General features: G+C 43.5%; 21 protein-coding genes and 1 other RNA gene. 10 read left to right on the forward strand and 12 right to left on the reverse strand.

What is annotated here, in order from left to right; translation table 11 throughout:
* The first annotated feature begins 240 nt into the window (after positions 1-240).
* Entirely contained in the window at positions 241-1818 is a 1578-nt protein-coding gene (mltF, locus tag R8N46_RS15410; protein WP_025998701.1) for a membrane-bound lytic murein transglycosylase MltF, read from the forward strand.
* 588 nt (positions 1819-2406) lie between these two features.
* On the opposite strand, the gene tadA is transcribed toward mltF, so the two are convergent.
* The 6 genes from tadA to R8N46_RS15440 all read right to left on the reverse strand — a co-directional run bounded on the left by tadA (position 2407) and on the right by R8N46_RS15440 (position 7820).
* The gene (gene tadA / locus R8N46_RS15415; protein WP_025998702.1) at positions 2407-2955 is read right to left on the reverse strand and encodes a tRNA adenosine(34) deaminase TadA; all 549 of its coding nucleotides are present in this window, start codon (positions 2953-2955) and stop codon (positions 2407-2409) included.
* A gap of 211 nt (positions 2956-3166) precedes the next feature.
* Positions 3167-4726, reverse strand: a complete 1560-nt coding sequence (locus R8N46_RS15420; protein ID WP_017635695.1) for an AbgT family transporter — start codon at positions 4724-4726, stop codon at positions 3167-3169.
* A 288-nt stretch (positions 4727-5014) separates the two neighbouring features.
* Positions 5015-5425: a prepilin-type N-terminal cleavage/methylation domain-containing protein gene (locus R8N46_RS15425; protein WP_005381606.1), complete on the reverse strand. Its 411-nt coding sequence runs from the start codon at positions 5423-5425 to the stop codon at positions 5015-5017.
* Positions 5415-6656 carry a hypothetical protein gene (locus tag R8N46_RS15430; RefSeq protein ID WP_064353666.1) on the reverse strand — a complete coding sequence of 414 codons (1242 nt, stop codon included), beginning with the start codon at positions 6654-6656 and terminating at the stop codon, positions 5415-5417. Before R8N46_RS15430 ends, R8N46_RS15425 begins: the two co-directional genes overlap by 11 nt.
* Entirely contained in the window at positions 6656-7294 is a 639-nt protein-coding gene (locus R8N46_RS15435; protein WP_064353665.1) for a PilW family protein, read from the reverse strand. The genes R8N46_RS15430 and R8N46_RS15435 overlap by 1 nt, the downstream gene beginning before the upstream one ends.
* A 10-nt stretch (positions 7295-7304) precedes the next feature.
* A complete protein-coding gene (locus tag R8N46_RS15440) occupies positions 7305-7820 on the reverse strand; it encodes a GspH/FimT family pseudopilin (RefSeq protein WP_064353664.1) in 516 nt (171 codons plus the stop codon).
* Between the two features lie 103 nt (positions 7821-7923).
* On the opposite strand from R8N46_RS15440, the gene R8N46_RS15445 reads away from it, so the two are divergent.
* Positions 7924-8355 carry a type IV pilin protein gene (locus tag R8N46_RS15445; RefSeq protein WP_115385772.1) on the forward strand — a complete coding sequence of 144 codons (432 nt, stop codon included), beginning with the start codon at positions 7924-7926 and terminating at the stop codon, positions 8353-8355.
* Positions 8356-8424: 69 nt separating this feature from the next.
* On the opposite strand, the gene dnaJ is transcribed toward R8N46_RS15445, so the two are convergent.
* The 4 genes from dnaJ to grpE form a co-directional block, all read right to left on the reverse strand.
* Complete coding sequence (gene dnaJ / locus R8N46_RS15450; RefSeq protein ID WP_115385771.1) at positions 8425-9573, reverse strand: molecular chaperone DnaJ; 1149 nt, start codon at positions 9571-9573, stop codon at positions 8425-8427.
* 204 nt (positions 9574-9777) lie between these two features.
* Positions 9778-11691: a molecular chaperone DnaK gene (dnaK, locus tag R8N46_RS15455; protein ID WP_005381623.1), complete on the reverse strand. Its 1914-nt coding sequence runs from the start codon at positions 11689-11691 to the stop codon at positions 9778-9780.
* Between the two features lie 347 nt (positions 11692-12038).
* A complete protein-coding gene (locus R8N46_RS15460; RefSeq protein WP_005381625.1) occupies positions 12039-13313 on the reverse strand; it encodes a dicarboxylate/amino acid:cation symporter in 1275 nt (424 codons plus the stop codon).
* A gap of 417 nt (positions 13314-13730) precedes the next feature.
* Complete coding sequence (gene grpE, locus R8N46_RS15465) at positions 13731-14327, reverse strand: nucleotide exchange factor GrpE (RefSeq protein WP_318098475.1); 597 nt, start codon at positions 14325-14327, stop codon at positions 13731-13733.
* Between the two features lie 146 nt (positions 14328-14473).
* Between grpE and nadK the strand changes: the two genes are divergently transcribed.
* The 5 genes from nadK (at position 14474) to bamE (ending at position 19751) form a co-directional block, all read left to right on the forward strand.
* Positions 14474-15358 carry an NAD(+) kinase gene (gene nadK, locus R8N46_RS15470; RefSeq protein ID WP_005381631.1) on the forward strand — a complete coding sequence of 295 codons (885 nt, stop codon included), beginning with the start codon at positions 14474-14476 and terminating at the stop codon, positions 15356-15358.
* Positions 15359-15623: 265 nt separating this feature from the next.
* Positions 15624-16814, forward strand: coding sequence for a DUF3103 domain-containing protein (locus tag R8N46_RS15475; protein WP_005383752.1), 1191 nt, complete (start codon positions 15624-15626; stop codon positions 16812-16814).
* A 166-nt stretch (positions 16815-16980) separates the two neighbouring features.
* Positions 16981-18645 carry a DNA repair protein RecN gene (gene recN, locus R8N46_RS15480; protein ID WP_005383750.1) on the forward strand — a complete coding sequence of 555 codons (1665 nt, stop codon included), beginning with the start codon at positions 16981-16983 and terminating at the stop codon, positions 18643-18645.
* A 21-nt stretch (positions 18646-18666) separates the two neighbouring features.
* A complete protein-coding gene (locus R8N46_RS15485) occupies positions 18667-19149 on the forward strand; it encodes a GNAT family N-acetyltransferase (RefSeq protein WP_005381636.1) in 483 nt (160 codons plus the stop codon).
* Positions 19150-19391: 242 nt separating this feature from the next.
* Positions 19392-19751 (forward strand): outer membrane protein assembly factor BamE, encoded by a 360-nt coding sequence (bamE, locus tag R8N46_RS15490; RefSeq protein ID WP_017820585.1) that lies wholly within the window; start codon positions 19392-19394, stop codon positions 19749-19751.
* A gap of 101 nt (positions 19752-19852) precedes the next feature.
* Here the strand turns inward: bamE and R8N46_RS15495 are convergent, their stop codons facing one another.
* Both R8N46_RS15495 and R8N46_RS15500 read right to left on the reverse strand, forming a co-directional pair.
* Complete coding sequence (locus R8N46_RS15495; RefSeq protein WP_005381640.1) at positions 19853-20212, reverse strand: RnfH family protein; 360 nt, start codon at positions 20210-20212, stop codon at positions 19853-19855.
* A complete protein-coding gene (locus tag R8N46_RS15500) occupies positions 20202-20645 on the reverse strand; it encodes an SRPBCC family protein (protein WP_005381641.1) in 444 nt (147 codons plus the stop codon). Before R8N46_RS15500 ends, R8N46_RS15495 begins: the two co-directional genes overlap by 11 nt.
* A 119-nt stretch (positions 20646-20764) precedes the next feature.
* Between R8N46_RS15500 and smpB the strand changes: the two genes are divergently transcribed.
* From smpB to R8N46_RS15515, 3 genes are all read left to right on the forward strand, one after another.
* Positions 20765-21250 carry an SsrA-binding protein SmpB gene (gene smpB / locus R8N46_RS15505; protein ID WP_005381642.1) on the forward strand — a complete coding sequence of 162 codons (486 nt, stop codon included), beginning with the start codon at positions 20765-20767 and terminating at the stop codon, positions 21248-21250.
* A gap of 66 nt (positions 21251-21316) precedes the next feature.
* Positions 21317-21684: a transfer-messenger RNA gene (ssrA, locus tag R8N46_RS15510) on the forward strand.
* A 186-nt stretch (positions 21685-21870) separates the two neighbouring features.
* On the forward strand, positions 21871-23076 hold the full coding sequence (locus tag R8N46_RS15515) for an integrase domain-containing protein (protein ID WP_005467057.1): 1206 nt from the start codon (positions 21871-21873) through the stop codon (positions 23074-23076).
* Positions 23077-23089: the final 13 nt, after the last annotated feature.

Genomic DNA, 23089 nt, shown 5'->3' on the forward strand with positions numbered 1-23089 from the left:
AATAAGCCCTGTCGAACCTATGCCGATTCCACCTCGTCATTGCGAGCGCATTATATAGTAATTGTTTTTGTGATGTAACACCAAAAGCAACCGTTTGCGTCATTTTTTTTGTCAAATTTGAATTACAACTAAAATGTCGATAAAACACACAATGTCACGTTATAAGTGTGTGATTCACTTTGCCCCATGAGCTCGCTTTGATATAAAGGCAAATAGAAATTTTCCAAGATGTACCTATCAATGCAAATAAGTCACTTCAACCGGCTCAAGCGCAGTGCTCTAATTTTAGTTTCTGTTCTTTTACTCTCTGCTTGCCAGATTGAGTCGGAGCCCAAAAGTGAATTTGAAAAAATTCAAGAACGTGGTGTGCTTCGTGTTGGCACGCTAAACAATCAGCTTTCCTACTACATAGGTCCCGATGGTCCCGCAGGGTTGGATTACGAATTGGCGCGTCAGTTTGCGGAGCAGCTCGGCGTCAAACTCGAGATTAAACCAGCCTTTCGCCAAGCTGAGCTTTTTCCTGCTCTTAAGAAAGGAGATATCGATATCATCGCTACGGGTTTAAATCAAACGTCACAAGCAGTCAAACGATTTAGACCAGGCCCTGCCTATTATTATGTAAGCCAACAAGTGGTATATAAAAAAGGGCAACTTCGACCACGTGATATCGAACAACTCATTGAATACCAAGCCTCGAAAGACGACGAGTCCGACGAAGATACAAATGCAGGCGCTCAAACATTAAAGATCGTTGAACAATCGCAATATGTTCCGACCCTAACAGCGTTAAAGAAGCAGTATCCAGAACTTCAGTTTGAAATTGTTGGTGATGCTGACACGAGAGACTTACTCAAATACGTATCGAAGGGTGAGTTACGTTTTACTGTGACTGATTCGGTGGAACTTTCCCTAGCTCAACGCCTTTACCCCGATCTTGCGCTCGCGTTCGAACTTACAGAAGATCAACCTGTGTCTTGGTTTACTCGACGTTCTGAAGACGAAAGCTTGTATGCAATGCTGATAGAGTTTTTCGGTAACATCAAACAATCAGGAGAACTGTCCACCCTCGAAGAAAAGTACATTGGTCATATTGAAGCATTTGACTACGTTGATACTCGCGCATTCATTCGAGCTCTGGATGACAAATTGCCTAAATGGGCACCTTTATTCCAAAAATACAGCGAAGAGTTCGACTGGCGATTAATTGCAGCATTGGCTTATCAAGAGTCACATTGGAAACCAACAGCAAAATCGCCAACGGGTGTTAGGGGGATGATGATGCTTACTCTGCCAACAGCGAAAAGCGTCGGGGTAACAAACCGTTTAGACCCTGAGCAATCTGTTCGTGGTGGTGTCGAGTACTTACGTCGCATTGTAGGTCGCGTGCCTGATAGCATCAACGAGCATGAAAAAATATGGTTTGCGTTAGCTTCATACAATATTGGTTACGGCCACATGATGGACGCACGACGACTCACCAAAGCACAAGGTGGCGATCCGAACGCTTGGGCCGATGTAAAAGATAGGCTGCCTTTACTGCGTCAGAAACGCTATTACAGCCAAACTCGCTATGGGTACGCCAGAGGCGATGAAGCGCGTAATTACGTAGAAAATATTCGACGTTACTACCAATCCATCATTGGTCATGTCAGCCAACAGCCAGCGATTGATGAGAATAGCGATGACTTGCAAGTGATTCCGCCGCTCAACCCCGACATTTTGATATCGGGCGCAGTAGAGACCGTCGTAGAACAAGTCTCTGGCGCTTCTGACGTCACGGTTGAAGAAGACACCGAACAAGAAAGCATTGAAGAATAAACCCGCGGTAAACTAGAAAATGACGAGCCTATGAAGCTCGTCATTTTTGTTGAGTCCTAACGAAAACTTATCTAGACTCCAATATTCTGAGTGACACCAACCACACTCAACCATTCCTTTGGTTGGTCGCCTTTTCTTCATCGTTAGTAAAACTGATTGCTTTGTAACAGATTACTTTACAACCACATGGTTTAGCTCACTTGATGAAGCGGCGCTTTCGGCTACACTCTGCCGAAATAACGTCACTCCTATTATTAAGCATCGTATTGAAATTGTTTGCTGGCTCTGTGCAATGCAGAAGTCAAATGAAGAACGTTTAAACCATACAATGTTTAGTGCGATTATCGAGCCTATTGCCAAGCATCGATGAGCCGCGCTTTACTGGTATAAGTCTTGTCTGCAGGAGGTTTTGAATATGAGAAGACGTAGAGTGCAGTCAAAGCGTTTAAATAACACAGTAGCTGCTATCCGACGTAAACGTAAACTGACATGTATGAAAAAGAAAGTAAGTTCACGTAATCGTGTTTTTGTACATTTAGTCAATCACTAGTGCGTCCAAACAAACATCTACCACGTTGTAGGTGTTTGCTAGCCCTCACTACTCCCACTACCTTGCTCGCTCTCTCGATTTTCTAATGCTTTTTGTGCTTGCTTCTTCGCTTTAATTTCCTTTCGGCGACGCTTAAAAAACGCTTGTAGCTGAGTGCGGCACTCATCTTCTAGCAGCCCCTTTTCAACTAAGGCGTAATGGTAAGCGGCTTGGCTTTCAAACAAATTAAGCACTGTTCCTGCAGCTCCAGCTTTTAAATCTGGCGCTCCAAAAACAACCCGCTTAACGCGGCTATGCAATAAGGCTCCGGCACACATTGGACATGGCTCAAGTGTTACATATAACGTCGTATCCAGAAGGCGGTAATTTTCTAGCTTTTGGCCTGCTTTACGCAGCGTTTGGATCTCAGCATGTGCGGTAGCGTCATTAGTACCAATAGAGCGATTCCACCCCTCAGCGATAATTTCACCATCTTTGACAAGCACTGCGCCAACAGGTACTTCCCCCTCAGCTTCTGCTTGCTCAGCAAGCTCCATCGCTCTGCGCATAAACAATTCATCTTGAGGGGTAAACGGATGGTTAGACAAAGGAGGCTCCAAAGAAACAAAAATGATTGAAGTCGGGAATTTTATCACCAACTTCGGCTTCACTACAGCGACACATCACGGGACAAAGTCTGCAACTCCAAAAAACTAGTTACAAGACCTATCGATGTTCGTTTTACGAGAACAAAAAAGCGCAGATCGAAGACCTGCGCTTTTTGGCTGCCAATTAGCGGCTTTCACACCCTAAACGTTTTTACATTGTGTAAGTGTAAGGAGCTTGAATGCCTAGCGGGATACCTACCATCCAATAAGCAACTAGGAAGATAGACCAACCGATCAGCATTGCGATCGAGAATGGCATCATTAGTGACGCAAGCGTACCGATACCAGCCGACTTCACATAACGCTGACAGTAAACCACTACAAGAGGGAAAAATACCATTAGAGGCGAAATGATGTTCGATACAGAGTCACCCACACGGTAAGCCGCTTGAGACAGCTCAGGCGAGATACCAACCGCCATTAGCATTGGCACTAAGATTGGACCAATTAAAGCCCATTTTGCCGATGCCGAACCAATAAGTAGGTTTACAGACGCGGTTAGAAGGATCATACCGATGATGGTCACTTCACCTGGTAGGTTCATCGCTTTTAAGCCTTCTGCGCCATACAACGCTAGCATCGTACCGATGTTTGACTGAGCAAATGCAGATAGGAACTGAGCACAGAAGAACGACATAACAATGTATGCGCCCATGGTTGACATAGTATCAGCCATCGCTTTGATAATGTCGTTGCTGGTCTTGAACGTTCCAGACACTTTACCGTAAACGTAACCAGGAATGATAAACAGAATAAAGATCAACGGCACGATAGACTTCATTATCGGTGCTGAGAAGGCAGTAATTTCACCTTCAGGCGAGCGAAGTGCTGATGTTTCTGGAATTAACGCTGCAACAAGTAAAGCAATACCCGCCATCATTGCCCAACCTGCATAACGGAATGCTTTTGATTCCAGTTCAGTAAATGAACCTAGGTTTGGCGCGGTTTCCGCATCATCATCAATTGGCATTTTTGATAAACGAGGCTCGATGATTTTCTCTGTCACGTACCAACCAATCCCCACAATAATGATAGAGGATAAGCCAGTGAAGAAGATGTTCGCTAATGGGTTAACCACATATTCAGGATCAAGAACCTGCGCCGCAGTTTGCGTAAAGCCAGCCAATAGCGGATCGATACCTGAAGGGATAAAGTTTGCAGAGAAGCCACCAGATACACCTGCAAATGCTGCCGCAATACCTGCTAAAGGGTGACGACCTGCCGCATGGAAGATAATACCGCCAAGAGGAATAACCAGAACATAGCCTGCATCTGCCGCAGTATGCGACACAATAGCAACCAAAATCAGCATTGGAGTAAGAAGCTTAGCTGGCGTGAAGTTCAGCATCTTCTTAAGACCCGTCGTAATAAAACCCGAAGAATCTGCAACACCCACACCTAGCATTGCGACAAGTACGATACCCAGTGGCGCAAAGCCAGTAAACGTCGTCACCATATTAGCAAGGAAACTTGCTAGCGCTTCGCCCGTAAGTAAGTTGGTGATAGTAAGAGCTTCGCCCGTTCGAGGGTTTGGAAGATCGAATGATACATTCGACAAAAGTGCTGACGCCGCCCAAGTAATGATCAATGCCCAGAAGAACAAAATCGCAGGATCAGGGATTTTGTTACCTGTCCTCTCGATAAAGTTTAAAAAGCGCTCCATCCCGCTCGGCTTCGATGATGGTGCTTTATTTACAGCTTGGTTACTCATGGTAACTCCATAGTGAATGATGTTGGTGCCAAGGCCTATTTGAGTAATTATGACGGCCTACTATCCAACGAGTATTCTAGTAAACACTAATGGAGAAAGCACAAGGTTCTATATTTTTTTTCATAATTGGAGACATATTTTGCAAAAACACCACTTCAATTAAACATAATAAAAACAGTAGCACATCAACTCAATTAACAGTTCAAAAACCATTTATTAACCGTGACCAATTCGGTATTAAACAGGAATTACACCCGCATTTGTCCCAGCCCATGTATGCAATTGAACTTAGTTTTCGAATTCACTGTATTGTGAGATCATCGTTTTAAGCTGAACTGATCGCGTCTCGCCGATTCTATCCTTCCAGCTAGAGGTAATGGTGATAGTTTTCAGTGTTCCTGAAACCGTGGCAGCTGGAACTTCCCACTCGACGACATAAGATCCAGTAACAGAAGAGCCTGTTGCAATAGAAGCAAAATTTGCAGGTGTGATGGTAGACATCGCCGCAGAAGCACCACGCGTCCGGAACCATTCGAGCTGGTTTTCTGCTAGACGAAGTGCTTCAATACTTTTTATGGCATATTCGGATTCGCGTTCTAGATATACGTTTAGCTTCGTTAAACCTAGAGCCCCAACACCGATAAGTAGAAAAGAAATTAGAACTTCAAGAAGGTTAAAACCTTTTTGTTTAGAGATCATTCCAGGAGCCCTTTTTCCATTTTACTTTCTTGTGAACATTGGGTACAGATGTTGAATCAAACTCCAAATTAACTGCAGCACCAAAGACACTTAACCCTCCTGGGGTGTCGAAAACATATCCACCTACAGGCTTGAAAGCGCCACGGGAAAAAAAAGTAAGCTTCTTTATTTCGTCTGTAGAGAGTCCTCCTATAAATGGAGTGACTGAGACATCTGATGTCCATCTTGCGGACATGTCACTAACTGTAGAAGTAAACAATTGGTAAACAGTTCCGGGAAAAGAGTCAACCCCATTAACCGACAATAAGCCATTCTCGATAACAAGAAGCTTAGGGCTAGAATTGAGGCTGATTCCGATACCAGTTTCTAGGTCACAATCACCAACCACCCACACTTTGTCGCTCACAGAAAATGAACTAACAATTCTATCAACACAAGATTTAACTGTTGACGAGCTGCTTGCCACACTCCCATCAATCACCACAAATCCATTCTTTATTTGAGTTAATTGGGAGCGAGGATAACCAAAAAAAGCTTCAAAAGGGTCAAGATTTGGGTCATGAACAAAATCATGCTCAAACATCTTTTCGTCGCCAATATAATTTTGATTGTTACCAATGACTTTCACTTTGTAGTCGTTTACGCCACCAGAATCATCGCAGTTAGCGTCACCAGAAACGCATAACCCTAAGCGGGCAGTGTTAGTCATATGAGATGAACTACACGTTTTTCCAGAAGGGTGTGAAGTAACAAAAGCGCCCTCCATTACTACTGATTTCATAAATCGAACAGAAACACAAGTATCCTGCTCGACAAATTCAGGTGTAAAAAGATAAGAGCCCATTAACTTCAAATCTGAGCGGGCTTGTATAGCTCCGCTTGGTCTACCAACTACTTCAATACTTTTGAAGGTCTCAACTCGGTTATTTACGCTTGAAGATAGCTCGTAGAATTTGGGATCCACCAAAGATTGAGTTGCGACAACAGTACTTTGTAAACAACTAGAGTAGTCTTGCATATTTGGTGCGATCGACATATCCGCTTTATTTATCGCATAGCCACACTCCAATCCCCCTTCTGCAAGCCAATGTTCTTGTCGTGCTTCAATTTGATTGTTGGCACGCTTGATCTGATAAAAAAGAGACTTGTAGCTACCAAGCGACATCATTAACGCTGCGACAAGTAATACACTGACAACGAGTAACGCTACTGCACCTTGTTGTTTCTTCATTACTGCCAGTTCCTTTGCATCGCAGTAAACGACTGCTGAGTGCGAATATCAGTCGCATCTTTCAATTCGGTTCCCAATGTAACGGTCACCAGTACACTTTTTGCATCAGTGCTTTCTAACAGTTCACTAGTAAGGTCAAAACGATTAACGTGAATAACTTTCTTATCAAAAAGATTTTTACATGAGCGAGTGCCTGCAAGGTTAATCACGTCATCAACATCCCATATCGTTGTTTGTTTTTTTTCACAAACAAATAGCGACTCTGGCGTGCTAACTCGTTGCTCATAAGCTACGTTTTTATATAAAGGAAAAGAGCTAGCGCCAGCGCCAGAAACACCTATGTAATAAGCATAAGCAATCACCCCTCTATCAACATCATCGAGAGTGTAAATTGTGTTTGATGAGCCAGATATTTTTATAGAATTGCCATCGTTACCATCAAAACCAGCACGCTGAATGTCACTCTTGAGCATTTGCACAACACTTTCAGAGTTCTGTAACAACATTAGCTCTTTCGACCGTTCCATTATCACCCTTTGACCACTCACATAGATTGACCCCACTGTAGCAAGAGAAATAAGCCCAAGTGCCGATGCGATCATAAACTCAACAAGGCTTGCCCCTTTTTGTTTAAACATAATCATCCTTTTAAGAGCAAGTTGAATAACCGTAATATTCTGTACTGTTGCTATCACTACACACTCGCACGCGAGCAGATAAAGTGTGAGAAATAAGTTTTAAGACTTTTGATGATTCACCAACAGGATGAAACTTCAAGCTTCCTGATGATGGTCGGCCATAAACGTCGTCAAAACTGATTTGGTCTGAATCGTAGCTAGGTGTAACGACAATACCGTCATACGGCTTACCTGATAAAGAGAACAACACAGTCCCAGCCCCCTCAGCTCCGTTATCTGTCAAATCAATACGCCAGTTTCCGTCACTAGATGAACTCCCAGACATGATGATGTGTGCCCAAAGTCTTTCACGCCGTAATACTGCTTCAGACTTGCCTTCAATAACAAAGCCATGCAATTCATTAGCTAAGCGCTGCATTTTGTTGGTTTCAAAAACATTTTGGAAAGATGGAGCTGCAAACGCCAATATAATACTCAGTACAGCAACAGTAATAAGAAGCTCCAACAACGTAAACCCGCGAGGCATTTCCCAAATTCCTATGTAAACGGCAAAAGGGCCGTAATTCATCTTGCACAGATGCTATCACCTGCCAAAAATAGGCGGAAAAGTGAAAAGGAAACTACTCGTGATGATTCGAATTTCTCGTTGTAACGGCTACAAAAAAGGATTGAGAGGGATGACATTGATCGAATTACTGATAGCTGTCGTGATTGTCGGGATCATTGCTGCGGTCGCCTACCCTTCTTACACTAATCATGTAATCAAGTCTCATAGGACGGTTGCCTTGAGCGATCTTAGTCGAATTCAGCTAGAGCTAGAGACATCTTATGATGGTGGGTACGACTGGAGTCATATTCTCTCTGGAGGGACATGCACTATATGTGACTCAGACAAAAATAGATTTTCTTTCGATATTGCGAGCTCTGCAAGTACGGCCTATACCATTACAGCAACAGCAAAATCACCTCTTGGACAAGACGACGACGAGTGCTTGACTGGTTCTAAAACGATTACTTTAACGTCAACAAATGTCGAAGAACCAAGTGATTGCTGGAATTAGGAAGAACACCGAGATGCAAAAAGGCCTGCATTTTAGCAGGCCTTTGTATTTGTGCTTTTCACTAACGTCTTAGCTGGTTAAATCATCAAAGAACTTTTTCACACCGTTGAAAAAGCCTTCTGATTTAGGCTTGTGCTTAGTTGCAGCTTCACCACCACAAGACTCATCAAACTCTTTGAGCAGTTCTTTTTGGCGTGAGCTTAGATTTACTGGTGTTTCGACAACCAACTTCACAATAAGATCACCAACACCGCCACCGCGAACGCCTTTCACACCTTTACCACGCATGCGGAACATACGACCTGTTTGCGTTTCTGAAGGTACTTTTAGGCTTACGCGACCATCTAGAGTTGGCACTTCAACTTCACCACCTAGAGCCGCCATCGCAAAGCTTACTGGCACTTCACAGTATAGGTTGTTGCCATCACGCTCGAAGATATGGTGCTCTTTCACGTGCACTTGTACATACAAGTCGCCAGCAGGCGCCCCCATTTCTCCCGCTTCACCTTCGCCAGATAGACGAATACGGTCGCCAGTATCAACACCTGCAGGGATCTTAACGTTAAGTGTTTTTGTTTTCTGCTTACGACCTTGACCATGACACTCATTACAAGGGTCTTTAATGATTTTACCTTTACCGTGACAGGTAGGACAGGTTTGTTGCACTGCGAAGAAGCCTTGGCGCATCTGTACTTGACCATGACCATGACAGGTACCACATGTTTCAGCAGATGAACCTTTCTTCGCGCCACTACCATCACAGGTATCACAGTGTACTAGTGTCGGTACTTCGATCTCTTTCGTTACACCACGAACCGCTTCTTCTAGCGTCAATTCCATGTTGTAACGTAGGTCAGCACCTCGCTGGGCACGGTGGCCACCACCGCCACGACGACCACCACCAAAGATGTCACCGAATACATCGCCAAAGATGTCGCCGAAATCAGCACCGCCGCCGCCAAAGCCGCCGCCACCGAAACCACCGCCGCCTTGTTCAAAAGCTGCATGACCGTATTGGTCGTACGCCGCTTTCTTTTGAGGGTCGGTCAGAACTTCGTACGCTTCTTTTACTTCTTTAAACTTGTCCGCCGCAGAATCATCACCCTGGTTTCGGTCTGGGTGGAATTTCATCGCTAGACGCTTATACGCCTTTTTGATATCGCGCTCTGAGGCATCACGGCTTACGCCTAATACTTCGTAAAAATCACGTTTTGACATGTTCTTCGTCACCAGTTAATTACTACAAACGGCATCGATTCACCGCTTGGTGTTTGTATCGTTCTAGGTAAGTGCACTTGTCTGCAACATACTTAACTAGAAAGACAGCGTTTACAAACAGACGGGCGTAAGAGTTGCCCCAAACGCCCGCACACGAAGTCTTATCGACCCCAGATGGCTATGCAGCCATCTGGTTAAGAAATATTATTTCTTGTCGTCTTTAACTTCTTCGAACTCAGCATCTACAACGTCGTCTTCTTTAGACTGTGCACCTGCGTCAGCACCTTGTGCTTGCTGCGCTTGAGCTTGTTGTTGAGCGATTTCCATCAGCTTTTGAGAAGCAGTCATTAGTGCTTGAACTTTAGCATCGATAGCTTCTTTGTCTTCGCCTTTACGTGCTGTTTCTAGCTCAGAAATTGCTGCTTCAATCTTCTCTTTCTCTTCTGCAGGTAGCGCTTCACCAGCTTCTTCTACTTGCTTACGAGTACCGTGAATCATTTGGTCAGCTTGGTTACGTGCAGTCGCTAGCTCTTCGAACTTCTTGTCCGCTTCTTTGTTAGCTTCTGCTTCTTGAACCATTTTCTCGATGTCTTCATCGCTTAGACCGCCAGAAGCTTGGATAGTGATCTTCTGCTCTTTACCAGTCTGCTTGTCTTTCGCAGACACATGTAGGATACCATCCGCATCAAGGTCAAAAGTAACCTCGATTTGTGGCATGCCACGTGGTGCAGGCTGGATGCCTTCTAGGTTAAATTGGCCTAGAGACTTGTTGTACATCGCTTGCTTACGCTCACCTTGTAGAACGTGGATAGTTACCGCGCTCTGGTTGTCTTCCGCTGTAGAGAAAACTTGGTTCGCTTTAGTTGGGATAGTTGTGTTCTTCTCAACTAACTTAGTCATCACGCCACCCATTGTCTCGATACCTAGAGACAGTGGAGTTACGTCTAGTAGTAGTACGTCTTTAACGTCACCAGCAAGTACACCACCTTGAACTGCAGCACCCATTGCTACTGCTTCGTCAGGGTTTACGTCACGGCGCGCTTCTTTACCAAAGAACTCAGCAACTTTCGCTTGAACCATTGGCATACGAGTCTGACCACCAACTAGGATTACGTCAGTGATGTCGTTTACTGATAGGTCAGCGTCAGCTAGAGCTACTTTTAATGGCTCAAGAGAGCGTTGTACTAGGTCTTCAACTAGAGATTCTAGTTTTGCACGAGTCACTTTAATGTTCATGTGCTTAGGACCAGTTGCATCTGCAGTAACGTAAGGTAGGTTTACGTCTGTTTGAGAAGTAGAAGAAAGCTCGATTTTCGCTTTCTCTGCTGCTTCTTTAACACGCTGCATTGCTAGTGGGTCGTTCTTAAGGTTGATGCCTTGCTCTTTGTTGAACTCATCAACCAAGTAGTTGATTAGACGGTTATCAAAGTCTTCACCACCTAGGTGAGTATCACCGTTAGTTGCTAGAACTTCGAATGTTTTCTCGCCTTCAACTTCATCAATTTCGATGATTGAAATATCGAATGTACCACCACCAAGGTCGTATACCGCGATAGTGCGATCGCCGCCCTTCTTATCAAGACCGTAAGCTAGCGCAGCTGCTGTTGGTTCGTTGATGATACGTTTAACTTCTAGACCTGCGATACGGCCAGCATCTTTTGTCGCTTGACGCTGAGCATCGTTAAAGTAAGCAGGTACTGTGATAACTGCGCCAGTTACTTCCTCACCAAGGAAGTCTTCAGCAGTTTTCTTCATTTTCTTAAGAACTTCAGCAGAAACCTGAGGAGCTGCCATTTTTTGGCCTTTCGCTTCTACCCAAGCATCACCGTTGTCAGCCTTAACGATTTTGTAAGGCATGATTTCGATGTCACGCTGAACTTCTTCGTCTTCAAAACGACGACCGATTAGACGCTTAATTGCAAATAGCGTGTTTTCTGGGTTAGTTACTGCTTGACGTTTCGCTGGTTGACCTACTAGCGTCTCACCGTCAGTGTAAGCAATAACCGATGCAGTAGTACGTTCGCCCTCTGCGTTTTCAATTACACGTGGTTTGTCGCCGTCTAATACAGCAACACATGAGTTAGTAGTACCTAAGTCAATACCAATGATTTTACCCATCTGGCTATCTCCGAATAAATTCTATTTTCGTTTGGTTATAACCCCAATGTGGGGGGAGGAGAATCGGGTTTCAACCCTTGCTCACAAACAAAAATAATCAATGTTTGCTTCTCTATGCCACATAGATAAGGGCGGCAAAATGCTTTTCAAGGGCAGAATTAAAAAAAAGCGTCTTTTTTCGAAATTTATGTGTTTCTTTCTGATTAGTTGGGAACTCGTCACACTGCTGTAGCGCAACAAAACGTCATTTCCCAGATAAATTTATTTATGTCCGACTCTTCCTAAATAAAAAACGAACTCATAAGAGCTCGCTTCAATATTAGGGTTAAAATAAATGATTCAAGGTATTAGGCGTTCGCTTGAGCAGGCTCAGCATCAACACCTTCTTCTTTACCTATCTCACCTTCTGTTTTTGCAACAATGGTGTTCACTGCCGTGTCGCCGACAACGTTAGATGATGTACAGAACATATCATTTATACGGTCGACCGCTGCAATGATTGCTAAACCTTCAGGTGGTAAACCTAGTTGGTGAAGCAAAACGCCTACCATTACCACGCCGCCCCCAGGAACGCCGCCAGCACCAATAGATAACAGAAGAATAGTTAAGCCAAGTGTAAAGATGTCTGCGGTGTTAATTGGCTGGCCAAAAGCGTTCGCAACAAACATCGTTGCGAGAGCAATATAGATAGATACACCAGACATATTCATCGTTGCGCCTAGTGGTACACCGAAGCCAGCAACCGATTTAGAGACCTGAAGCTTTTCTGTCAGTGTGCGCATCGTTACCGGGATAGTCGCATTTGAGCTCGCGGTAGATAGAGAGAAAAGAATCTGCTCACGAGTTGCACGTAGGAAAGTCTTTGGAGAAGTTCCTGTCGCAATACTCACTGCCATTGGGTAGAAGAAGAAGATCCAGAACACCAACATCGCAACCACCAAAGCCACGTAACCGGCAACGGACATTAATGTATTGGCGTTTAGCGTTGCACCTAGTTGAATCATTAGTGCGAACACACCATATGGTGCAAGACTCATCACTAATCCAACCAATTTCATCATGATTTCATTTGCCATTTTGAATGTGCGAATAGCTGGGCCACCACGAGAATCCAAAGCTTGAATTGCAAGCCCCGTCAAAATTGCCATAAAGATGATTTGCAGCATGTCGCCGCTAGCAAACGCTTGTACAGGATTGCTAGGAACAATGTTAACAACTAAAGAGAAAATGTCCGGCGTCTCTGTCGTTGTCAGCTGTACAGCCTCAGATACCGTTCCTGCTAGATTAGCGCCCGCTCCTGGCTGGAAGATCAAGCCGACAGTCAAAGCCGCCGTAATCGCAATGATGGTGTTAAGAATGTAAAGGGTAAAAGTTTTTCCACCAAGACGACCAAATGCACTGATATCTTTCAAGTCAACAATGCCGCATACGATTGAAACGTAAACTAAAGGAACAACAAGCAATTTGATCAGTGAGACGAACATGCCGCCAACACCTTCTGCTGCTCCAAGTAGGTATGTATCAAAAATCGCAATACCGCTAAATAAGTACTGAATTGCTGTCCCCAGCACAAGGCCGGCAAACAAGCCTATAAAAATCTTACTAGAAAGCGATTTATCCATTATAAATCTCCGATATGTTGTGTTTACTATTTACATTTTTGTAGTTATATATGCTTACTTTTAAAGCATTAGTCGCAAATCATACACACCGAAGTTACAAAATAAAGTGATAATTTACATTTTTGTTAACGAAATTGTTTTAGAAAAAATGACTATATTTACATTCCTATGCAGAACAAACATTCACACAGCGAATGATTACAATCACTTATAGCCCTTTCCGTTAATAAACACGCAGCGAGATGAGAGAAAATCTCCTATAGGAAAATAATTAACCAATAGGAAAAAATATGAAGGGGATCAAATTTTCATTTATCGATATACAACGAAGTTCGATGCAGTCATTTATGTTTAAAACAAAAAAGCGCCCATCAAAAATGATGGGCACTTTTATATTTAAAAAACAGGGAGTTAAAGTTACTTAGCAACCATTACCATTGCCGGACGAATCACACGACCGTTTAGTTCGTAACCTTTTTGCATAACAAACATAACAGTGTTTGATTCATGATCAGGGCTCTCATGAATCGACATCGCTTGATGGAACTCTGGATTGAATGCTTCACCTTCAGGGTTGATTGCTTTCAAGCCAAATTTCGCGACAACGTCTACAAACGTTTTATGTGTTAGTTCAACGCCTTCTAGGAACGGCTTCACAGTTTCATTCTCTGTATCTGCCGCTTGAATTGCACGCTCTAGGTTATCAATAACAGGAAGCAGCTCTTCTGCAAACTTGTTCAACGCAAACTTACGTGCTTTATCGATCTCTTGCTCAGTGCGACGACGCATGTTTTCTACTTCAGCTTTAGAACGCAACACCGCATCTTGTTGCTCTTTTACTTTTGCCTCGCTAGACAATAGTGCCGCTTCTAGTTGAGCAATCTTAGCGTCTGTCTCATCACCAAGCTCTTCAAGCTCAGCTTCAACTTCTTGTGCTTCAGCTTCTACTTTTTCAGCCTCTTCGATGATTTGATCAAGCTCTTCTTCTGTAACTTTGTTTTCTTCGTTGCTCATGATATCTCCAGAATTCAACATAATGCCCTTAAAGCCATGCGCGTTTTTGCGGGCTTTAACCACATAAAAATTCGCATATTTAGGTGACTTGCCATTATTATGGGGATGAAGATTCCTGATTCAAGCCTCTTTAATGCGGAAATGCTATGAAAAATCCATGTAACGTGATCGCGATTATCGGAAAACCAAGAGATCAACAAGCAATTCAAACTCATAAAGAGTTGTACCAATGGCTGACCTCTGAGGGCTATAAAGTATTCATTGACGATCGCCTTGCCGCAATACTGGATGATATCCCACAGAGTCAGTTTGCTAGCTTAGTTGAACTAGGAAAAAATGCCGATCTAGCCATTGTGGTTGGTGGCGATGGCAACATGCTAGGTGCAGCAAGAATTTTATCCCGATTTGATGTACCAGTTATAGGCGTGAACCGCGGAAATTTGGGCTTCTTAACTGACTTGAACCCAGACGACTTCCAAGCGTCTCTGCAAGCGGTACTCGACGGTGAGTACATTGAAGAGGAGCGTTTTCTTTTAGAGGCGGAAGTACACCGCCACGGACAAATAAAGAGCCATAACGCTGCGCTAAACGAAGCCGTACTTCACCCAGGGCAAATTGCCCATATGATTGAATTTGAAGTGTATATTGATGAAAGCTTCGCCTTCTCTTTACGGGCCGACGGTTTGATTGTCTCCACTCCGACTGGCTCGACGGCATATTCACTTTCTGGCGGCGGCCCAATTCTTTCTCCTAGCTTGAATGCCATTTCACTCGTGCCAATGTTCCCTCATACATTGTCGAGTCGACCTTTGGTGGTTGATGGAAAACGTCGAATTAAATTGGTGGTATCACCAGAAAACCGTGGAACACAAGAAGTTAGCTGTGATGGACAAGTCTCACTTCCAGTTACCCCTGGCGACGAAATTCACATCTATCAAAGTCCAAATGTACTAAAGCTCATCCATCCAAAAGACTACAGCTACTATCACGTCTTACGGAATAAGCTTGGCTGGTCTAGTAAATTGTTCTAACACTTGTTACTCAGGGCAATAACTTCAATAAAAAAGCCAGCAGCTTAATTGCTACTGGCTTTTGGCTTTCTTAGACAAGAAATAGACACAAAGTAGTGAGGCGACACGATATTTGTCATCATTAAAGAGAAGCTTATAAATTTTGATCCTGTGGGCAAACTTTACACAAAAGATAGAAAAGCAAATTCAATGATCTATGTCCGGTGATATTCTCACCATGAATAGAGTATTAACTCTATTTCATACAATCAATAAAGGACATATTATGAAGAAAACCATCATTCTGTCTGTTCTCAGTACATTAGCACTTATTGGCTGCCAATCAGAGGAAACGCAAGTCAACAGTGTGTCCAATGCAAAAGCGGAAGATATCACTAAGACGAAACGGGCCCTAGCTCAACAATTGAGTGAGAATTATGCTGCCATTGAACCCATGCTGAGAAGAGATATTACTCCGCAACAGACTAACGTGTCTGTATCAGCATTTGTTAAGCAAAACCCTAACTCAGAGTTCAGCCGCCAGCTTGTACAAGCTGACACTCAAATTCGTAGCTGGAAAGGTATTTCTGAATACTCTGATCAGTTGTTAGAAGTTCGCTTGGCAAATGAAGCCATGATAACAGCATGGCAAAGTGGCGAGGTCGAGCCATTATTTGCATTTGAACCAAGTGGTGATGATGAGAATTGGCAATACATCGAAGCATTTGATGTGTATGGCAACATCCATCAACTCGATGTTTACCAGCTCCCTGAGGTACCTGTACTTGTCGTTGATAACAATAGCTCTGCAGAGCTAAAAGCAGGCTTGCAAGCTATGCAAGCTGAGATGAAAAAACTCGGTCAACCAGCTTTAGTTCAACCATATATTGCTGATGAACAACGCCAAAATACACCGCTATTGTCAAGTAGCGCAGTGGGCGAAGCGGCTCCAATTCAAACCACGCAGTTGAAAAAGATCCGTCTAGCCGATGACAAAGAACCTTGGATCTCTGGCAAGGCAGAAATCTACGCTATCGTAACGGGCGTCAATCCAAGTCGTGATGAACCTACTCTCGATTTGGTGGAGCTTCCATACTTAGACTACGATAACCAAGATTACTATCCAAATCAGATCATTATTCACTGGTCTCGTTACCGCTGGGGTGCGGCAGACATTGTGCTCATGGAGCAAGATGACGGCACAGACTATAAACAATTGGCAAAACTCCTTGTTCAAGTTGCCGAAGAAGTATTGAAAGCGATTCCAGATCCAGAAGTTCAGGCTTACGCGATTATTCCGCAAATCACGAACAAGATCATCGACACTATCCCCGATGGTGTACTCACGAATGATGATGACTTCGTCGACGTTTACTACACTCTAATGCAAGACACTTCATACGTGGATCACCCAGGTGCAGGTGTGAATGCAGTCGTCACACTAGAACCACTAACGATTAACCCAACTCGTCCGTAACCTGTTCAATTTTAATGAGTCGTTGTAATCACATCGGCTCATTTTTCCCACTTCATCACAAAAAAACAGCCTACAAAGAAAATTTTCCTTACCTGACTTTACTGTATAAAGAAACAGTATATACTGTTCTCTTATACAGTATTGTTCAGTTATACAGGTAAATAAAATGCTGGCTCATCTAAGTGTTAATAATTTTGCGATTGTTAAGTCTTTACAACTCGAGCTTTCTAAGGGCATGACCACCATTACAGGTGAAACAGGCGCGGGTAAATCCATTGCTATCGATGCTTTAGGGCTCTGCTTAGGCGGACGAGCCGATGCCGGCATGGTGCGACAAGGTGAAGAGAAAACCGAAGTTAGCGCCGCTTTTTTATTGGACAACAACTTACATGCAACACGTTGGTTAGAAGATAACGATCTGCTAGATGGCAGTGAGTGTATTTTGCGTCGTATTATCACAAAAGAAGGCCGCTCAAGAGCCTTCATTAATGGCAGCCCTGTTCCACTATCACAACTCAAATCTCTAGGGCAGCTACTTATCAATATCCATGGGCAGCACGCTCATCATCAATTGATGAAAAGTGAGCACCAAATGGCCATGCTCGACCAATATGCTGGGCATTTAAACCTACTAAAAAGCACACGAAGTGCTTACCAGCATTGGCGTCAGGCGGATAATAACCTCAAGCAGCTAAAAGAAAATAGCCAGCAAAACCAGGCGCAAAAACAGTTGCTTGAATACCAAATCAAAGAACTGAATGAGTTATCGCTAGGTGAAGAAGAATTTGCAGAGCTCGAGCAAGAGCATAAACGACTATCCAACAGTGGTGAACTCGCCACTACCTGTCAGCAAGCCATCGAACTTATTTACGAAGGTGAAGAAGTCAATGCGCTTGGTATTTTGCAATCGGCCAATCACTCCCTAATTCAATTAGCCGAATTAGATGAAAAGCTATCTGAGCTACCTAACATGCTGTCAGAAGCGATGATTCAACTTGAAGAAACGAAGAATGAATTACGCAGCTACTTAGATGGCATCGATGTTGATCCAGCTCGTATGGCTTATGTAGAAGAACGTTTTTCTAAAGTGATGTCTGTAGCTCGTAAACACCACGTAATGCCAGAAGAACTCTACCAGCATCATCAAGATCTTCTGGCCCAAGTAGAAGCGTTAGATTGCTCCGATGAACGTTTAGATGAACTTGCTCAAGAAGTAGAACACAAGTACCAAAGCTTTCTAACACAAGCAGAAAAACTGCACAAATCACGCAGCCGTTACGCAAAAGAACTGAACAAACTGATCACACAAAGCATGCACGAATTGAGCATGGAGAAAGCAGTATTCAGTATCGAAGTTAGCAATGACAACACGCACCCATCGCCGCTTGGCATGGACAGCGTGTGCTTCTTAGTATCGACCAACCCGGGACAACCATTGCAACCTATAGCAAAAGTTGCGTCAGGCGGTGAGCTATCACGTATCTCTCTAGCTATCCAAGTGATCACCGCTCAGAAAGTAGATACACCAAGTTTAATCTTCGATGAAGTGGACGTAGGTATTAGTGGCCCAACAGCTGCCGTAGTGGGCAAAATGCTACGCAAGCTTGGCGAATCTACTCAAGTATTGTGTGTCACTCACCTCCCTCAAGTTGCCGGATGCGGCCATCAACAAATGTTTGTTGCTAAGCAAACCAAAGCAGGCCAAACCGAAACCCAAATGCACGCATTAGATGAACAACAACGTGTGGCAGAATTAGCTCGCTTACTTGGTGGTAGTCAAATAACCGACTCAACGTTGGCAAACGCAAAAGAACTGCTTATCGCCGCTTAATAAATCGACAAGGGATGAGATATGGATATCAGAGCAATACACAAAACCAACTGCTTAGATCTCATCCCTATTTTTATTGAGTTAGAACATTACTACTTCAAAGAAAAAGCTTCATCAAAACACGATCTGGTCCATTATCTAAAGAGCCAAGTCTTCTCTGAACATTCTGGTGTTAATATCATTGCGGTTTACGATAATGATGACGTCGTAGGCTTTGCATCTTATACCGTCATGTTCCCTGCCCCAAAACTCTCAGGGCAGATGTACTTAAAAGATCTGTTCGTATCTTCGAAGGTTCGAGGAAAAGGGGTTGGTCTCAAGTTAATGAAGTATCTGGCATCTTTGGCGATCAAGTGTGGATGCCAAAGGTTGGACTGGACAGCTGAAAGTAGTAACCCTACCGCAGGTCAGTTTTACCGCTCAATTGGTGCAACACTAATTCATGAAAAAGAGTATTATCGTTTTTCAGGTGATGCATTACGCGAATTCGCCAAAACCGACTAACGAGTCACTAGGCTTTGCTCACCGCTGAAAGCGTCCATCACCCTACTTCCGATTGAAATTTGCTCTTCGTCACCTAACTAATACGTCATGTGGTGACATTTACCGCCTAATATCGGTGAATAAATGCAACTCAACTCAAAATTCGTTGTCAGATTGTCTACCATACGACGCATAGCTTTTTACATCTGCGTCGAGCTTGTTTATTATCAGCGCAGTATTTTAAAGGTTACTAAGAAATTATTATGCAATTAAAGAAGTGGTTAGTTGCCGTACCATTAGCAATGACATTGCTGACAGGATGTTCGGTATTGGAAAGACTGGTTTATCGTATTGATATCAACCAAGGCAACTATGTAGAACAAAGTGCGGTTGATAAATTAAAGTTTGGGATGACTAAAGCACAGGTTCGCTTCGTATTAGGGTCGCCAATGCTTATTGAAAACGGCTATCCAAACACTTGGTATTACATCTATCATCATACTCCTGGCCATGGCGAACCAGTACAGAAAGATCTGATTGTAAACTTTAATGACCAAGGCACACTCGCAGACATCAGTGGTGACTTTCCAAAAAGTGACGCATTTTACGAGCAAATTCAGTAAACTGACTTTTGCAAAAAAACCTCCCGTTTGGGAGGTTTTTTATTATATAGAAATCACGTTAGTCAAACTTTGAGTAACTCACATGAGCTATTGGGTTTATATTAATCCTGCTTATTTTTACGTACAGAACTAGGCTTGCCACCGGTGACTGGGTCTGCACTCCCCTCGGCTTTAGCCTGCTCCGCCCGTTTACGGCGAATCTCTTTCGGATCGGCGAGTAACGGACGATAAATCTCTATTCGATCTCGATCTCGAACGGTCGCATCTAACTTCACGTTACGACTAAACACACCCACTTTGTTCTTGGACAAATCAATTTCAGGGTACAACTCCAATACACCGGATTGTCGAATGATCTCTTCTACCGTTGCGTGATTATTTACCACTAAGTTAAATACACGCTGTTCATGAGGAAGAGCATAGACAACCTCAACGTGAATCATATCTGACTCAATACTCATAACACTCGTAGACCTGTTTTGCGCGTTTAGTAAATGCATTTACCATATTACTGGTAAGCTCGTTAAAAATCTTACCGAAGGCCATCTCAATCATTTTACTTGAGAATTCAAACTCAAGCTTTAGTTCAACCTTGCAAGCTTGCTCATCTAGCGCGGTAAAAATCCAACCACCACGCAACGTCTTAAACGGGCCATCCACCAAGTTCATCATAATTGCCTGACCGGGGATCAACTCATTTGAAGTCGTAAACGTTTTGCTGATTCCAGCCTTCGCCACATCGACAGAAGCCACCATACCATTCCCCGAAGACTCAATGATTCTAGAGCCCGAGCAACCAGGCAGAAATTCAGGGTATTTAGCAACATCATTAACCAGATTGAACATCTGTTCGGCGCTAAAAGACACAAGCGCAGAACGGCTGACTTGCTTCATACATACTCCTATCGATACATGTACAGATTTAAAGCTACTCGCCAATTTTACTTTTATTCCACGATTGCGCAAATAAAAGGATTTCCTATCCGATATCCAACCCGTATAATGACGCTATTATGGCAAAGAAAAAAACGAAACAAAAAGCGGGTAGCAATACTATCGCGCTGAATAAAAAAGCTCGCCACGAGTATTTCATCGATGATGAAATCGAAGCTGGCTTGGAGCTCCAAGGTTGGGAAGTGAAAGCCCTTCGCCAAGGTAAAGCCAATATTTCTGAAAGTTACGTATTTATGCGTGACGGTGAAGCCTTTGTGAGTGGCATGACAATCACTCCTTTAAATCAGGCATCGACACACGTTGTGGCGAATCCTACACGTGTGCGTAAACTACTAATGAGTCGTCGTGAGCTGGATAATCTATTCGGACGTGTAAACCGTGAAGGTATGACATTAACGGCCCTCTCACTGTACTGGTCTCGCTCTTGGGTGAAACTAAAAATTGGCGTAGCAAAAGGTAAAAAGCTGCACGATAAACGTACGGATCTAAAAGAAAAAGACTGGGCAAGAGAAAAAGCACGCGTAATGAAGAGCGCGCTGCGTTAATCTTGACCACTTAAACGCATAGTACTGGACAGCCAATGCTTTTCTGTTACTATGCGAATATTACCTGGGGCTGATTTAGGATTCGACGGGAATTCAGAAGTCTGAGGTGCATGCCGAGGTGCGGTAGGCCTCGTTAACAAACCGCAAAAAAATAGTCGCAAACGACGAAAACTACGCACTAGCAGCTTAATAACCTGCTAAGAGCTCTCTCGCCCTAGCTTCCGCACGTAAGACGGGGATCAACGAGGGATCAAACCCAAACGCGCTAGCCCGGATTCTCCCGCCTGAGAGATGAACGGCGAATTTTAATTCAGGCTAGTCATTCATTAGCGTGTCGGTTCGCAGGTGGATGGCGAAATTAAAGATCGACTAAGCATGTAGTACCAATGATGAACGGTTTTCGGACGCGGGTTCAACTCCCGCCAGCTCCACCAAACGTTTGGAAAAGGCCACCTTCGGGTGGCCTTTTTTGTACCTAAAACATCAAAAATTCAATCACTTAACTCACCTTCCTGTCTTATTCTGTCTCATCGCGTCTCATATCTGCTCACGTTTTTAGTACCCGCCCAGTTACCCTATACTCTCATCCAAGATATTTCGGGTACTAAATAGGTTTAGAAATGGCAAGACCAGCAGTTCAACTGACAGACAAAAAAGTCAAAAGCACAAAACCAACTGGCAAAGAACAATTGCTCAGTGATGGACGAGGCTTACAGCTTAGAATAATGCCAAATGGAACTAAGTCTTGGCGTTTCGTATACAAGAGTCCAGCGACAGGGAGGCGCAGCAATATAACCTTGGGCAAGTACCCAGATCTATCGATAGCTAATGCTCGGAAAATAACAGAAGGCCACCGTGAGTTAGTAGCATTAGACATTGATCCAAAACACCACAAAAAAGAAGAAAAGGAAAAAGCCGACGCTATATATAAGCACACGCTATTCAATGTTTCACAGCAGTGGATGGAACAAAAGAAATCAACAGTTACCGAAGATTATGCGAAAGATATCTGGCGTTCATTTGAGCTGCATGTTTTTCCTTCTTTGGGCTCACAACCTATTTCTATGGTTACAGCTCAAACTGTAATTCAAACTCTAAAGGTTGTCGAAGCCAAAGGCTCTTTAGAAACACTCAAACGATTATCTCAACGGCTAAATGAAGTCATGCTTTACGCTATGCACAGTGGCTTAATTAACTCCAATCCAATAAGCAATATTTTTGCTACTTTTAAAAAGCCTCAACAAGAGCATATGAAAGCGCTAGAACCACACGAATTACCCGAATTAATGGCAACTTTAACTGAAGCAAACATCAAGCGTTCTACACGATGCCTGATCAAGTTTCAACTACATACAATGACCAGACCAAACGAAGCTTCTGGAGCCAAGTGGTCAGAATTCGATTTAGAAAATCGAGTTTGGACAATACCTGCAGAGAGGATGAAAAAACGCAAAGAACACCGAATACCTCTAACGGACGAAGTCATCGTTCTATTAAATACGATGAGCTCGATGAGAGTAAATAGCGAATATGTTTTTCCGTCGGCAACAGATCCAAAAAAACCAATGCATAGTCAAACTGCTAATATGGCTCTAAAACGCATGGGGTTTGGAGGTCGATTAGTTTCCCATGGTTTACGTTCTATAGCTAGCTCAACGCTAAATGAAGCTGGACACGACTACATTTTAATTGAATCAGCACTCGCTCACCTTATTGGTACCAAAACACATCGCGCATATAGCCGAACAGATTACCTAGAACGTAGAAGAGATCTTATGGCTTGGTGGAGTAAGCACATTGTTGATGCCACTCGAACAGGTATTTAGCTAAGCTAGCGCA

This window comes from Vibrio sp. 1874, from assembly GCF_033344395.1.
In the GTDB taxonomy this organism is placed as follows: Bacteria; Pseudomonadota; Gammaproteobacteria; order Enterobacterales; family Vibrionaceae; genus Vibrio; species Vibrio alginolyticus.